At 59.3% G+C, this 13,355-nt stretch carries 22 protein-coding genes; 11 read left to right on the top strand and 11 right to left on the bottom strand.

Annotated elements, in window-relative coordinates; all coding sequences use genetic code 11:
* Window positions 1-39 precede the first annotated feature (39 nt).
* Together HWN72_RS28105 and HWN72_RS28110 are read right to left on the bottom strand one after the other, a co-directional pair.
* Complete coding sequence (locus HWN72_RS28105) at window positions 40-249, bottom strand: helix-turn-helix domain-containing protein (protein WP_231958383.1); 210 nt, start codon at window positions 247-249, stop codon at window positions 40-42.
* Between the two features lie 56 nt (window positions 250-305).
* The gene (locus HWN72_RS28110; protein ID WP_069709963.1) at window positions 306-659 is read right to left on the bottom strand and encodes a hypothetical protein; all 354 of its coding nucleotides are present in this window, start codon (window positions 657-659) and stop codon (window positions 306-308) included.
* A gap of 343 nt (window positions 660-1,002) precedes the next feature.
* On the opposite strand from HWN72_RS28110, the gene HWN72_RS28115 reads away from it, so the two are divergent.
* The gene (locus tag HWN72_RS28115) at window positions 1,003-1,467 is read left to right on the top strand and encodes a hypothetical protein (protein WP_069709964.1); all 465 of its coding nucleotides are present in this window, start codon (window positions 1,003-1,005) and stop codon (window positions 1,465-1,467) included.
* Between the two features lie 4 nt (window positions 1,468-1,471).
* Here HWN72_RS28115 and HWN72_RS28120 read toward each other — a convergent pair whose 3' ends face one another.
* Entirely contained in the window at window positions 1,472-1,666 is a 195-nt protein-coding gene (locus HWN72_RS28120) for a hypothetical protein (RefSeq protein ID WP_069709965.1), read from the bottom strand.
* A 508-nt stretch (window positions 1,667-2,174) separates the two neighbouring features.
* On the opposite strand from HWN72_RS28120, the gene HWN72_RS28125 reads away from it, so the two are divergent.
* Genes HWN72_RS28125 through hmpA form a run of 3 tightly spaced genes read left to right on the top strand, consistent with a single transcriptional unit; the run spans window position 2,175 to window position 4,173 of the window.
* Window positions 2,175-2,654, top strand: a complete 480-nt coding sequence (locus HWN72_RS28125) for a group III truncated hemoglobin (RefSeq protein WP_083274872.1) — start codon at window positions 2,175-2,177, stop codon at window positions 2,652-2,654.
* Window positions 2,647-2,922 carry a DUF1971 domain-containing protein gene (locus tag HWN72_RS28130; protein WP_069709966.1) on the top strand — a complete coding sequence of 92 codons (276 nt, stop codon included), beginning with the start codon at window positions 2,647-2,649 and terminating at the stop codon, window positions 2,920-2,922. Before HWN72_RS28125 ends, HWN72_RS28130 begins: the two co-directional genes overlap by 8 nt.
* 39 nt (window positions 2,923-2,961) lie before the next feature.
* Window positions 2,962-4,173: an NO-inducible flavohemoprotein gene (gene hmpA / locus HWN72_RS28135; protein WP_069709967.1), complete on the top strand. Its 1,212-nt coding sequence runs from the start codon at window positions 2,962-2,964 to the stop codon at window positions 4,171-4,173.
* A gap of 42 nt (window positions 4,174-4,215) precedes the next feature.
* On the opposite strand, the gene HWN72_RS28140 is transcribed toward hmpA, so the two are convergent.
* From HWN72_RS28140 to HWN72_RS28170, 7 genes are all read right to left on the bottom strand, one after another.
* The gene (locus HWN72_RS28140; RefSeq protein ID WP_020820532.1) at window positions 4,216-4,461 is read right to left on the bottom strand and encodes a hypothetical protein; all 246 of its coding nucleotides are present in this window, start codon (window positions 4,459-4,461) and stop codon (window positions 4,216-4,218) included.
* Window positions 4,462-4,478: 17 nt separating this feature from the next.
* The gene (locus tag HWN72_RS28145; protein ID WP_069709968.1) at window positions 4,479-5,174 is read right to left on the bottom strand and encodes a superoxide dismutase; all 696 of its coding nucleotides are present in this window, start codon (window positions 5,172-5,174) and stop codon (window positions 4,479-4,481) included.
* Between the two features lie 173 nt (window positions 5,175-5,347).
* Window positions 5,348-5,746, bottom strand: coding sequence for a hypothetical protein (locus tag HWN72_RS28150; RefSeq protein WP_069709969.1), 399 nt, complete (start codon window positions 5,744-5,746; stop codon window positions 5,348-5,350).
* On the bottom strand, window positions 5,743-6,411 hold the full coding sequence (locus HWN72_RS28155) for a carbonic anhydrase (RefSeq protein WP_211152033.1): 669 nt from the start codon (window positions 6,409-6,411) through the stop codon (window positions 5,743-5,745). Before HWN72_RS28155 ends, HWN72_RS28150 begins: the two co-directional genes overlap by 4 nt.
* The gene (locus HWN72_RS28160; protein WP_008828739.1) at window positions 6,408-7,049 is read right to left on the bottom strand and encodes a peroxiredoxin; all 642 of its coding nucleotides are present in this window, start codon (window positions 7,047-7,049) and stop codon (window positions 6,408-6,410) included. Before HWN72_RS28160 ends, HWN72_RS28155 begins: the two co-directional genes overlap by 4 nt.
* A 97-nt stretch (window positions 7,050-7,146) precedes the next feature.
* Complete coding sequence (locus HWN72_RS28165) at window positions 7,147-7,326, bottom strand: hypothetical protein (RefSeq protein WP_020820536.1); 180 nt, start codon at window positions 7,324-7,326, stop codon at window positions 7,147-7,149.
* Between the two features lie 53 nt (window positions 7,327-7,379).
* Complete coding sequence (locus tag HWN72_RS28170) at window positions 7,380-7,853, bottom strand: hypothetical protein (protein WP_211152034.1); 474 nt, start codon at window positions 7,851-7,853, stop codon at window positions 7,380-7,382.
* A 64-nt stretch (window positions 7,854-7,917) separates the two neighbouring features.
* On the opposite strand from HWN72_RS28170, the gene HWN72_RS28175 reads away from it, so the two are divergent.
* The gene (locus HWN72_RS28175) at window positions 7,918-8,766 is read left to right on the top strand and encodes a LysR family transcriptional regulator (protein WP_008828738.1); all 849 of its coding nucleotides are present in this window, start codon (window positions 7,918-7,920) and stop codon (window positions 8,764-8,766) included.
* On the top strand, window positions 8,763-9,248 hold the full coding sequence (locus HWN72_RS28180; protein ID WP_008828737.1) for a DUF6306 domain-containing protein: 486 nt from the start codon (window positions 8,763-8,765) through the stop codon (window positions 9,246-9,248). The genes HWN72_RS28175 and HWN72_RS28180 overlap by 4 nt, the downstream gene beginning before the upstream one ends.
* A gap of 29 nt (window positions 9,249-9,277) precedes the next feature.
* Here the strand turns inward: HWN72_RS28180 and HWN72_RS28185 are convergent, their stop codons facing one another.
* The gene (locus tag HWN72_RS28185) at window positions 9,278-9,721 is read right to left on the bottom strand and encodes an Rrf2 family transcriptional regulator (protein WP_008828736.1); all 444 of its coding nucleotides are present in this window, start codon (window positions 9,719-9,721) and stop codon (window positions 9,278-9,280) included.
* A 225-nt stretch (window positions 9,722-9,946) separates the two neighbouring features.
* On the opposite strand from HWN72_RS28185, the gene HWN72_RS28190 reads away from it, so the two are divergent.
* The 5 genes from HWN72_RS28190 to HWN72_RS31390 all read left to right on the top strand — a co-directional run bounded on the left by HWN72_RS28190 (window position 9,947) and on the right by HWN72_RS31390 (window position 13,189).
* Window positions 9,947-11,581 carry a nitrite/sulfite reductase gene (locus tag HWN72_RS28190; protein WP_008828735.1) on the top strand — a complete coding sequence of 545 codons (1,635 nt, stop codon included), beginning with the start codon at window positions 9,947-9,949 and terminating at the stop codon, window positions 11,579-11,581.
* Window positions 11,574-12,014, top strand: coding sequence for a DUF934 domain-containing protein (locus HWN72_RS28195; protein ID WP_008828734.1), 441 nt, complete (start codon window positions 11,574-11,576; stop codon window positions 12,012-12,014). The genes HWN72_RS28190 and HWN72_RS28195 overlap by 8 nt, the downstream gene beginning before the upstream one ends.
* A gap of 168 nt (window positions 12,015-12,182) precedes the next feature.
* A complete protein-coding gene (locus tag HWN72_RS28200) occupies window positions 12,183-12,518 on the top strand; it encodes a hypothetical protein (RefSeq protein WP_037518066.1) in 336 nt (111 codons plus the stop codon).
* Window positions 12,518-12,730 (top strand): hypothetical protein, encoded by a 213-nt coding sequence (locus tag HWN72_RS28205; protein ID WP_156800007.1) that lies wholly within the window; start codon window positions 12,518-12,520, stop codon window positions 12,728-12,730. Before HWN72_RS28200 ends, HWN72_RS28205 begins: the two co-directional genes overlap by 1 nt.
* A gap of 39 nt (window positions 12,731-12,769) precedes the next feature.
* Window positions 12,770-13,189: a hypothetical protein gene (locus HWN72_RS31390; protein WP_248006413.1), complete on the top strand. Its 420-nt coding sequence runs from the start codon at window positions 12,770-12,772 to the stop codon at window positions 13,187-13,189.
* The last annotated feature ends 166 nt before the right edge of the window (window positions 13,190-13,355 follow it).

Below are 13,355 nucleotides of genomic sequence, written 5' to 3' on the forward strand. Positions count from 1 at the left end.
GATCGGGGATCGATCGCTGGCGACGTTTAGCCGCACGCTTCATTCAGGATGGCGTGGCTTTTCAGAGATTGGCGTGAGAAGATCGATCACGGTAACTTCAAGCACATCCGCCATTTTCTGCAGGGTTGAGAGGGTGGGGTTCGCTCTTCCGTGCATGATATGGGAGATGTGCGAGGCGGCGACACCGGATCGCTCCGAGAGTTCTCCTTGGGTCAACTTGCGCGAAGCGCAGGCAGTACCAAGGTTCACGGCCAGCGCCTGGTGGAGAGGCGAGGTAAGGTCCGTCTCGGAGAGATATAGTCGGGTCATATGTGCATGAGCGACGAATAGATCAGGCAAGCTGCAAGTAGCCCTCCAATCAGCCATGCAATGCGCGCGGGTCCGACCATGCTGAGACATAAGCCACTGATGGAAAGCACCATCAAAAGCATCCAGGGATTTTGGCCAGTGATGTAGTTGTAGACTACGTAGGGCACGGCAACGGCGAGAGGCAGCCAGATCCAGTTGAGAAGTGCAAAACGCCTCCAGCGTTCATAACGTGTGAGCGGCGGTGCGCCAGCTGGACGAAGCTGGAAGACACCTGAGGCGCGAGTGGTGGCCACCGCCAGGGCCATAGGGACGACAGTGAACAGGATGGCCAAGGGGAGGGCGGCTTTCATACAAGATCTCCGGTCATGTCGCGAACAACCTAACCTTCACGGCCCACTTTTCTCAAGGTGCCATGGGGCCTTGTGACTGCACCGCTCGCGGTGCGGGTTGCCGGTCTGGCAAATATTATGGGACAGGGGGTATCGGGATTGCCAGACCGGCGGGGAACAAGACTGCTTCTCGCTCGCCGGGGCGAGTTTTGAGTTTCAATTCCTAACGAACGGTTAATTTCATGAGAGACCTAAGTTCTCGAAAATGAAATCCCCGGTCATTTGAATGACCGCATGAGCCTTGACTAGGACGTTCCCTTAATGTTCGAACCCGTCCATAGGTCTCACCGAAGGAGGACAACCTATGAAGATGAAGGACGTACTAGAAGGGTACGATTACGATCTGCCCCTGATGGACGCGGTGAACGATGTCGAACTTCGACCTGTTCGCCGGCTGCTGGCGGGAGCCCTTATGGGTGAGAGCCTGGATGCCGGATATTTCGCGACCCGTGAAATGGCCGATGCCTATTTCGACCTGTGGAACGACGATCGCAAGGGCGTGCGCTATGGCGAGGGCTATCTGGCCTTTGAGGAGATCCTCAAGGACAAGAACCCGCTGCAGATGAAGCTGTGGTATCTGACCTGCGAACGGGATCTGAAAGAGACCGTGAAGGATACGCGTTGGCTCGCGATCCTCGCCAACCGTCGTGCCTACATGGCTCGGGCCGTTCGGGAATCGGGGGCGCAACTGCTGCATGTCTCGGCGCGAAATCTGGTCGCCGGCAAAACCCCCGCCGAACTGGTGGCGGATCAGACGGTCTGGAATTGAGCGCTCAGGCTACGAGCGCAAGGATGGTTTCCGGCTCGCTCGGCTGATGCCGCGAGACGCGGAAGGGTTGTAAAGGGTTGTCGGTGCGCACGACGAACTGGTCGGCGCCGGTGGTGTCGCGAAGCTGACAGGCGACGGCATAGCACTTCTCGAACGAGGTGAGATGGCGGCGGCGGGCTGAGAGAGACGAGATAGTCATAGGTTTGTCCTTCGGGTGATGTCCTTCGGGTGATGTGCGCTAATGCGCGGGAACGAGCCATGCAGGTTCGTTCATCTTAAATTGACCCATTGCGATCTATTATGGATGGAGCCGGAGTCGACGTTCAGGCGTTGCTCTGGTTGATCCACGGTAATGCATGGGTCTCATTCAATCGACGGGGTCGAAGCCGCTGCTACGGTTTCGGCCCCGTTATTGTTTGCAGTCGCCTTTGTCGTTCGACCCGCAAGGTGGCGACGACATGCGGATCGGCATGGCTTTGGATCAGACGCAGAAGTGCGTCATCGGGTAATCTGCTTGCATCGAGGCGTGGTCCTTTCGTCCTGGGCGCAGTACGGCCGAGGCCGAGAAGCACGATGCGGTTACGGACTTCAACGAGGCGTTCACCGCGCTCTGCGCGGGTGAAGGCCCGATCTCAGGCTGTGTACATCGCCGCGACCGACGACCTGGAAATATACGCTAGCCTTGCGTTTATGCGCAATAATGATAGATGTATTATATATGCATGATTGGAGCGCGAGTCGTGGACGGTGTCTCGAAAATCAGGGAAGAAGACCTGCTTCCCTTAGTGGAGGAATTTTACGCGCGGATCCGCGCTGATCCCGAACTTGGGCCGATTTTCAACGATGCGATCGACGACTGGCCGGAGCATCTCGGGAAGCTGGCTGCGTTCTGGTCCTCCGTCATGCTCACCAGTGGCCGATACAAGGGGCAACCGGTGCCGGCCCATTTGAAGCATAAGGCCAGGATAACGCCCGCGCTCTTCGAGCGGTGGCTCGCGCTCTGGGTGCAAACGACCAATGACATGATGACGTCAGAAGCGGCCGCGGCACTACAGGCGAAGGCGAGGCGGATCGCCGAGAGCCTGCAACTCGCGATGTTCTTCCAACTGGAAGGGCGGGGTGCCGCAACGGGCACTAGAGCCAAACAGGCGGATGCGCCCGAGCGACGAGTGCAAGCCCATGACTGACAACTTGCCTTATCGTTCCACGCCGGTGTTCAATCAGGATACGCTGCCGGCTGCCTTGCGCGCGCGACATGACACGAAGGCAGGTATTTGGGGCGTGATCCGGGTTCTCGAAGGCGAACTCAGACTAACCTACCTCGAGCCACCTTCGGAGATCGTCCTGACGCCGGACCAGCCTGGTTTGCTCCTCCCCCAGCAACCGCATTTCGTAACGCCGACAGGGCCAATGAAGATGCGGGTGGATTTTTACGATCACAAGCCCGGGCTCTGACATTCCGAGATTTCCAACGCATGCAAAAAGGAGAAGTTGATGACGCAACCCCTCAGCGATCAGACCATAGCGCTCGTCAAGGCGACCGTGCCCGCACTCGAAGCCCATGGCCTCGACATCGTGCACGAGATGTATTCCCGTATGTTCCAGAATCCGGAAATTCGTGACCTTTTCAATCAGTCGCATCATGGCGACGCCGGTTCGCAGCCACGCGCGCTTACCGGCGCTATTCTCGCCTATGCGAGCAACATTGAAAATCTCGGTGCGCTCGCGCCGGCGGTTGAGCGGATCGCGCAGAAGCATGTTGGCCTGCAGATTCTGCCTGAACATTATCCGCACGTTGCCGAGGCGCTCCTGGGGGCGATCAAGGCAGTGCTGGGCGATGCGGCGACCGATGAAATTCTTGCTGCCTGGGGCGAAGCCTACTGGTTCCTGGCCAACATCCTGATCGCCCGCGAGCAACGGGTCTACTCGGAGCAGAAGGACGCGAGCGGCGGATGGAATGGCTGGCGCGAATTTCGCGTCGAGGACGTCGTGCGTGAGAGCAGCGTCATCAATTCCTTTATTCTGCGCCCCGTCGATGGCGGGGCCGTCATGCGGCACAAGCCGGGGCAGTATCTGACCTTCTGGCTCGAAATTCCGGGGCATCCGCCCGTCAAGCGCAACTATTCGATTTCAGCAGCCCCCAACCGCGAGACCTATCGCATTTCGGTCAAGCGCGAACCGCATGGCCTTGCGTCGGGCTGGCTCCATGATCACGCCAAACCGGGCACGGTGCTCAAAGTGGCGGCGCCGGCAGGCGAATTCTTCCTGGCAGCGCATGTCGAACGCCCGGTGATCCTCCTGTCGGGCGGTGTGGGCCTGACGCCGATGGTGGCGATGCTCGAAACGCTTGCCGAAGGCGGCGCCAGAGTCCCCGTGCACTATGTCCATGGAACCCATGACCGCGATACGCATGCAATGCGCGATCATGTTCGCGCTCTCGCTGGGGGGAACAAGTCGATCACCGTAACCGATTTCCATCAGACCCCGCTGGAAGATGAAGTCGCAGGGCAGGATTATGACGTCGCCGGTATCATCACCGACGAATGGCTGACTGCCAATACGCCGTTGGCTGAGGCTGATTATTATATCTGCGGACCACGCCCGTTTCTGCGGCACGCCGTCTCGACCTTGTCGCTGGCTGGCGTCCCATCCGACCGCATTCATTACGAATTCTTCGGTCCGGCGGACGAATTGCTCGCCGCCTGACTGAGCGCGGAGAAGGGCGACATCGCCCTTCTCCGCGTCTACTCAAACCGCCATGTCGGCGTGATCTCGGACTTCTGGACGCACTTGGGCGTCAGCGACAGGTTCCTCGACGAGAATCGCGAACTTGGCACCCTGGTAATAGATGCTGGGCCGATGCCAGGCCCGCGTCACGACGACGACCGTTCCGTCGATCTCGATCTCTTCGCCTGCCTGGGGTGACCGCGCGAAGTGAAAACTGCCCCGGGCTGCTGGGGAACTGCTATCGCCAGCCAAAACGTCAACGAGCATTTACTTCTCCTCCTTATTCAACGGGCGGTCTGTGATGGTGGATAGCGCCACGGCTTGCGCTGGCCGATCGCTGCGTCAAACTGCGTTTCGGCGAAGCTCCAATTTGCGAGCCTGTTCCACCAGGACGTGATCCAGCCCGCGCGATCCTGGCGGTAATCGATGTAGTAGGCATGCTCCCACACATCGCAAGCAAGCAGCGGCGTCACCCCTTCCTCAAGGATCGGACTACCCGCGTCGTGGGTCGAGAGCACCTCGAGCTTGCCGCCCTTCGCGATAAGCCAGACCCAGCCCGATCCGAAATGGCCCGTTCCTTCAGCGGAAAAACGCTGTCTGAGCGTTTCGAGACTCCCGAATTCGGACGAAATGGCGCTGGCGAGCAGCCCGGCAGGTTTAACCGTTTTCGGCGCCATGCTCTCCCAAAAGAAGCTATGGTTCCATGCCTGGGCTGCATTGTTGAAGACGCCCTTCGCGCCGCTGCCGTGCGCGATACGGATGATTTCCTCGAGCGTGTGGGCCGAGAAATTCTGCTCGGCCAGCAGCCGATTGAGCGTTTCCACGTAGCGTGCGTGATGTTTGCCGTGGTGGATCTCCAGTGTTTCCGCCGAGAGGACAGGCTCGAGATCCTTGGTCCCATAGGGCAGGGGAGGCAATTCGAAGACGAGCCTCTCAAGGTCGGATTGGGCTATTACAGCATTGCGGCTTTGATCAGCCATCGCTTGTCTCCTTGAGCAGAAATAGCGCCGGAAATCGTTTCGGCCGCCGCGTGATGACGAGTGTGACCCCATCCGGCGCAGATAAGCCTGTAGGACGGTCCTGATGATGAGGGCTGCGGGATCATTGCTGATGCAGCGGCACAGGGCGCTGCAATGGTGTTTGGTGAGGGCTGTCAATGTGCATAGGACAGTTCTGCCCTTCGCGCATAGAGCGCGGCCATACACAGGGCGATTGCCCCAACCGGGTGATGGGCTGTCCATTGGCCAAGCTCGCCCACCACGGTGGTCCCCTCGGGGCCGGCTTCGATCCAATAGCCGGGTGGCACCAACATAGCGGCAGCGCGGCAAGTCGCCGTGTAGAGCAGTGCCCGAACGTGGCTTCCGTCGTCCTGCAGCCAGACTCCGGGAGCAATAACGGTCAAACTGCGCAGCGCCGGAAATACGGCCAGCGCAATCCGTGAATCGATGTCGCGATCGGGTTCACACGCGCCCTGGCACGCGGAGATGGCGTCGACGAGGCTGTCGTCGTGACCAATCGCCCTCACGCGGCGCAGGGCGCGCACGGCGTTCATGACGCGCCTACAACCAGAACTGCCTCATCGGGGTCGCGGCTGACGGGTGAGCAGACCGGTTGGAGGAGGCCGTCTCCAATGGCGTAGACCCAACCGTGAAGTGTTAGCGAAGCGTGCTGCGCCCAGGCCCGAACGACCAATGGGTTGGCTGCGAGTGCTTTCACCTGGGCGCGGATATTATGTTCGCACAAACGGTCTGCATTGGTATCCGGGGTGCAGCAGACTGTTTGATAGAGCTCACGCACCGGTGCGAGCCAAAGCCCGATCGCGTCGTCCCTGTCCGGTGCCATTGCCGCTTGAATCCCGCCGCACCCGTAATGGCCCACGACGATGATGTGCTCGACCTTCAAAACATCGACCGCGAACTCCAAGGCGGCGGCGAAGTTAGGATCGCTCGGCGTGGCGAGATTGGCGACGTTGCGATGAACAAACATCTCGCCGGGATCGAGATCGACGATTTCGGTGGCCGGCACCCGGCTGTCCGAACAGCCGATCCAGAAGTAGCGTGGCCGCTGCTGGCCTACGAGCCGTTTAAAGAATCCGGGATCGATCAGGGTTTTGGCGTCAGCCCATACGCGGTTGCGGGCCAACAGGTCGGAGAGGCCGCCGTCGTCTGCTCCGTCGGCGGCGGTCTGTCTTTTTCCACTCTCCTCCAATTGCCTCATTGCCCGGGAGCCTGCAGATCGACGACCCGAAGGTAGGGCTTCAGTGTCTTGTAGCCTTGTGGGAACTGCCGGGATGCCTCCTCGTCCGACAGCTTCGGCGATATGACGACCGGCTCGCCAGGTTCCCAGTTGACGGGCGTTGCGATGCTACGGGCATCTGTAAGTTGAAGGCTGTCGATGGCACGGAGAATCTCGGCAAAATTCCGACCGGTCGAAGGCGGGTAGGTCAGGATCAGCCGCACCTTGCGTGACGGATCGATGACGAAGACGGAACGGACAGTGACCGTCGGGTCGCTCTCGGGGTGGATCATGTCGTAGAGCGCCGACACCTTGGTGTTGGCATCCGCGATCATCGGGAAGTCGAGTTTCGTCCCTTGGGTTTCGTGAATGTCGAGCTCCCATTTGTGATGGGCTTCGACCGGATCCACCGAGAGGCCAATGGGTTTGACGTTGCGTTTGTCCCATTCGGACCGGAGCTTGGCAACCTCGCCCAGTTCCGTCGTGCAGACCGGCGTAAAATTCTTGGGATGGCTGAACAGGACACCCCAGCTTCCGCCGAGCCAATCGTGGAAGCTGATGCGACCGTGCGTGCTGTCCTGCTCGAAATCGGGGGCGATCTGCCCGAGCTGAATGGCCATGGGAACTCCTTCATATCGCAGATCTGATGTGGAGATGGACGAAGCATCATACAAACGAATGTTATCATTATTTATCAGCAAAGATATTGGATATAAATTAGCGCCGGGTTCCCGGTCCGAGCCCCACGATCACGAGGAGGGCTATCGGCATGGCGAACAGCACTATCCCATTGCCGTCCCCTTCGGCGACGAAGCCGTTTTGGCGGAGCAAATCGACAAAAAGGCGGATCGAGACGAAGGCGATGCTTGCGGCGAAAATCAGATAGAGCCCGGACATGGAGGGCGGGCGCTCTGGTCCACGCGCTTGTCGGTCATCATCGTTGTCAGCCTTCACGGCAGCTTTGTCCGTGACGAGGGAGGCGGTTTGCGGCGGCAGGTTTCCTGAAGATTAGGGGCATCTTCACCCGACGGCTGTCGGTCTTCAGATGACCACAGCGCAATGAAGTCAAACGGAGGGGGCACTTCCTGCCAGGGCTGACGCACTCGGCGATGTGCCGTTTGTTCCCAATCGAGAGAGAGGATCACACCGATACAAACCGCGATCACGAAGACCACCACGGCAACGAAGACATCGTCACTGATCGCACCACCGTCGTAAAAACTGAAAAGTGCTATGCCTATCCCTAAAACCAGCAACGCCAGCGCTATGCTGACTTTCCAGATTTCGGCCCGCGGCGGCGGCGGTTCGGGCGTGAAGCGGCCTAAAGGTTTCATCTGAAAGTTCGCCCAAACCGTTGGACGCCTTATGGTTGTTGGTGCCTGTCCAGGGTCGATCACACGGGTCTTGCCTTGTGATCCCATCATCGGCCCGCTACCATGAAGCAAGCAAATGAATATTATTGCGCATTGAGCGCAAGGATGATGGCTTATGGATATCAATGTTGCGCGCACATTCTTGGAAGTCGTCAAAACCGGCAGTTTTGTGAACGCTGCGTCGAACCTTCACCTCACGCAGACCGCAGTCAGTGCCCGCATCCGGGTGCTTGAGGACCTGCTCGATCGGCCAGTATTCATCCGCAACAAGGCAGGTGCGAAGCTGACACCGGCGGGCGAGCAGTTTCTGCGCTTTGCAACCACCATAGTGCAGGTCTGGGATCGGGCGCGCCGCGCCGTCGCGCTCCCGCCGGGACGGGAGACCGTGGTAACGGTCGGCGCCGAGCTCAGTCTGTGGAGTCCCTTGCTGCGGCACTGGCTGCTCTGGATGCGTCGGGAATGTCCGGAAATCGCGGTAAGCACCCATATCGACACATCCGAACGCCTGATGGAGCAGGTCCAGGATGGCTCACTCGATATGGCGGTGCTCTATGCCGCGCCGAGCCGTCCGGGGATCATCGCCGAACTCTTGTTCGAGGAAAAGTTGGTCCTGGTGCGGACCACGCCAACCAGCAGCCCTCTCGCACCGGAAGATCATGTTCAGATCGATTGGGGTGAGGAGTTTGCCGGGAGCTATCACGCCGCTTTCCCGGATCAGCCTAACGCCGTCGTTTCGATAAGCTATGGTCCGCTCGCGCTCGATTATATCCTGGCGACAGGGGGTAGCGGCTATTTTCGCAAAGGCTTCATCCGCTCCTATCTCGAGGAAGGCCGCCTCGCTCTCGTCCCCGGAAGTCCTGAATTTTCGTACTCGGCCTATGTCGTCCACAGCACAAAGGCCGACCCGGGCGTGATGGACCGCATTCGTGCCGGCCTCAAGGCGGCCGCGGCGATTACAGCATGACCGTGAACGAACCATCGTCACCCGTTTGCTACGCCAGCGAAGCCGATGACATTTACATGGGCTTTGTCGGTCGCGAGGAGATCCTCGCGGCGCTCAACGAACTGCTGGAAGCCGAACGGGCCGGCGCCCGCGTCGCGCTCGCCAGCGCCAAGTCGGCGAACGATCCCGACTACGCCGAACTGATGCGATCGGTCCGTGCCGACGAAGCACGTTGGTGCGCGATGCTCTCGAGGCAGATCAGGCGATTGGGCGCAGCGCCCTCACGCAAGACCGGCGCCTTTTACAAGAAGGCGTTGGCAATCCCTGATCCGCTTGAAAGGCTCGCCTTTCTCAACCGCGGACAAGCCTGGGTGGTTCGCAAACTGGAATCTCTGACCCCTAGGGTTCGTGACGAGGCATTGCATGCCGATCTTCGCGAGATGCTCGAGAGCCATCGGGTCAACATCGATCGCGCCGCAGCGCATCTTGAAGCGGAGCATTGACCTGCGCGGAAACCCGCAAGCTGTATCATTTAGTCCATGCCGACGCCGAGCGGTGATTGGCGGTTAATCAGCCGCTTCATGGCCTCACGATCGGACAGGAGATCGGAAATCCGGTAGGTATCGAATACCGCCATCATCGCCTGCATGCCTTGCGCCAGCACGCCGGTCAGTCCACATGCGGGAGACAGCGCACACCCGGAACAATCTGCGAGTTGGAAGCCTTCCTCGGTGCGGCGGACGACCTCGCCGACGGTGATCTCATCCGCTGGTCGGGCGAGACGCATGCCGCCGGCGCGACCGCGAACGGTTTCGATGAAGCCGTCGTGCGCCAGGGCGTTGACGACCTTCATCAGGTGATTGTGGGAGACATCATAAGCCCGCGCGATTTCGCCGATCGAACACAGGCGCTCTTCGTGAAGGGCCAGGTGAATCAAGACCCGCAGTGAATAATCCGTGTAGCGTGTCAGCCGCACGCAAAACTCCCGAGAAACAATCTGCAAACCATACCTGTATGTAACAGACATGTTAAGGCCGGGATTGCCCTCAATGCCGGTTTGCAACGATCGGCCCATGGTTATTGACCTGCAGCGACCTGCCTTATCGAGCAATTATTTTGATGGATCGATGCATTAAAAGTCATTTTGTGCATGAGTGATCATGATGCCATCCTGATGCTCCCTTGGGCGTAAGAGGCTGATATGTACAAATACGACGAGTATGATCAGGCCATGGTCGATGCCCGGGTCGAAGAGTTTCGCGACCAGACGCGCCGTCGGATCGAAGGCCATCTCAGCGAAGACCAGTTCAAGCCTCTGCGGCTCAAGAATGGGCTCTACCTGCAACTGCACGCTTATATGCTGCGCGTAGCGGTGCCTTACGGCACGCTCAATTCGCGGCAAATGCGCAAGCTGGCGCATATCGCGCGCAAATATGACCGAGGCTACGGTCATTTCACGACACGACAGAACATCCAATATAACTGGATCAAACTGGCAGAGGCGCCCGACATCCTCGCCGAGCTTGCGACGGTGGAAATGCACGCCATCCAGACGAGCGGCGAGAGCATCCGCAACCTCTCGGCCGATCATTATGCCGGGGCCGCTCCCGATGAGATATGCGATCCGCGGCCCTGGGCCGAACTGATCCGCCAAGCCACGACGTTCCATCCAGAGTTCAGTTATCTGCCGCGCAAGTTCAAGATCGCAGTGATCGCCGCGCAGGAAGACCGTGCCGCGCTGCGCTGGCACGACTGTGCGCTGCGCATCGTCAAGAACGAGAGCGGTGAGCAGGGCTTCGAGGTCTATGCTGGCGGCGGTATGGGGCGCACGCCGATTATCGCTTTCCCGATCAGGGGGTTCTGTCCGGCAGGCCAGATTTTCTCCTATATCCAAGCGATCCTGCGGGTGTGGAACCGGCATGCGCGGCGCGACAACATCCACAAGCAGCGGATGAAGATCCTTGTCCATGAACTGGGAGAAGAAGAGTTCCGCCGTCAGGTGGAGATGGAGTTCGAGCACATCCTGACGCTGGGCCGGGATTTTCCGCAGGCCGAGTATGACAGGATTGCCGCCCATTTTGACCCGCCGCCGTTCGAGACCGGGCTTTCCGAGGAGCTCGACCGCTCCGATCCCGACTTCGCGCTATGGGTCGATCGCCAGGTCGCCGCACATAAGGCGCCCGGTTATGCCATCGTCAATATCAGCCTCAAACCCGACGGGGGTATAACCGGCGACATTTCAGCCGAGCAGATGGAGCTCGTGGCCGACCTTGCCGAACGCTACAGCTTCGATGACCTGCGCTCGACGCATGTCCAGAATCTCGTGCTGCCCCATGTGCGCAAGCGGGATCTCCATGCGGTCTGGCAGGCGCTGGACGCGGCGGGGCTGGCAAGCGTCAATCTCGGCCTCGTCACGGACATCATCGCTTGTCCCGGACTCGATTATTGCAGCCTGGCCAACGCGCGTTCGATACCCGTCGCCCAACAGATCGCAGAGCGCTTTGCCGATCTCGATCGTCAGCTCGACCTCGGCGAACTCAAGATCAAGATTTCGGGCTGCATCAACGCCTGCGGTCATCACCACGCGGCCCATATCGGTATCCTTGGTGTCGATCGTAAGGGCACAGAGAACTACCAGTTGCTGCTTGGCGGGTCCGGGGCCGAGGATGTTTCGCAGGCCAAGATCACCGGGCCGGGCTTCGACGAGACCGGGATCGTCGATGCCGTCGAACGCACGATCGAACGCTATCGTGAGATTCGCGAGCCAGGTGAACGCTTTCTCGATTGCTATCGCCGCGTTGGCATGGATCCGTTCAAGGAGGCTATTTATGGGTGATCCGTTACGCTTCCGGGACGATCCGGCACCGGATGAGCCGGGAGTTTCCCTGGATGCGTTTCTCAATCAGAAGGACGCAACCTCAGTGCTTCTCGAGGCGGGCGATGATGTCCGCGCCTTGTTACCCGAACTTGGCCGCGTGCGGCTCGTCGAGATCGACTTTCCGCGGTTTCGCGACGGGCGTGGTTTTTCCAGCGCAAGCATATTGCGCGAGGCGGGCTACACAGGCGAAATCCGTGCGATCGGTGACGTGCTCGTTGATCTGGTATTCTTCATGCGGCGTTGCGGCTTCGACAGCTTCGAGCCCGACGCCCCCTTTCATCCGGGTGCCGTCGATGCCGCACTGAGCCGCTACCCTGACGTCTATCAGTCGGCGACAGATGGACGAGAGCCGATCTGGGCGCTGCGGCATCCCCAATTCGCCGCTGAATGAACGCAGTTCGTTCCTATGGTTTGGACGGTAGCTTCGGCACCTGATGCGCGCGCCATATAATGACCAGATCATCGTGTCTTGATGCCCGACTTGAGTGCTGGAAGCGATGAGCGGGACCCTTGTAAATATATCGTAACACGATATATTAGAATGAGGGATGCGGAGGGGATGTCGATGGAGGCCGCTATGCCGATGTTGAAAATCCTGGCCACGACTGTCGGCCTGACGTTGGGCAGCTTGCTGGTCGCGGTATCGTTGTCCTGTCTGGCTTGGTGGCTAGCGACCCGCGCTCATCATCCGCGCTGGGGCGCGCCACTTCTGCTCATCATAGTTGGCGGCGCCTGGCTGGCTGCCTTGGGCCACAGTGAGTTCGTGAAGATGGCCACCGTATTCGCTTTGGTTGGATCGGGCTTGCTCTATTTTGTAGGTCGGGAAGAACAGGGGGGAGGGCCGTCGCGCGACACGAAACCGGGCCGCTCCGCCATTCCTGGAGGAAAGCACTGATGGCAACGCAGATCTGGATCTATCCTGCCCTCATCGCGGTGCTAGGCCAGAATAGACGGCCGAGCTTTGCTGAAATGCGCAGTTTCGTTCGACGAGCCCGGCGTGAAGCCGCTGCAGCAGGCGGTTCGGACGTTGCATGCCGAGGGAAGGTGCGTCGTCTGATCGAAGCGGCTCTGAAAGCGCCATCTCCTCAGTTGATGGCGGACGAATAGGCGCGCCCTACTCGCGCTTTGCGAACGCCCCTGCGTGTGATGTTGTTTCCCGTCGCCCGAACCTCAGAATTTTTGCGCTTAACCTACAAAAACATTCGTTTGCGACGCGGCGCGCATTCTTTCACCCTGCCTCCATCAGGCCATGAAGATGGCTGGTTACGAGCGAGCATCGACGGGAGAGGATGCCGCATGAAGAGGTTTATGTCGGGCGACGCTGCTACACAGGCCGTATTCACTTGGTCACGGGCACTGTGGACGCTTCTGTTCGCTGGGCTCGCCTTTGCTCTCTATTGCCTCAGCAAATATCGCCTTCTCAGTGAGGAGCAGATCATGCTGCTGATTTTCCTCGCCGTGCCGATCGCTGCATTCTTTGTGTCGGGCAAAGGGCAGGATATGTCCGATGCTTCGGACAAGACAGACCAGGGCATCAATTCGAGCTCGACCACTAAAAGCAATTAACCGCAAAATATTTGCGTTTCTCCATCAATATTTTGATCTACGGTTTAGCGCGCTGGCTCGGTTAAAGGGCTGTCTCATATCCATGGGAGGTAATGACCACGGTCGCTGTCGATCGTGACAATCCCGTTTGTCATGGTTGTCAGTGATGCTTGTTGCGTTTGCGGGC

It is taken from the genome of Novosphingobium sp. HR1a (genome assembly GCF_015594425.1).
GTDB classification, from domain to species: Bacteria; Pseudomonadota; Alphaproteobacteria; order Sphingomonadales; family Sphingomonadaceae; genus Novosphingobium; species Novosphingobium resinovorum_A.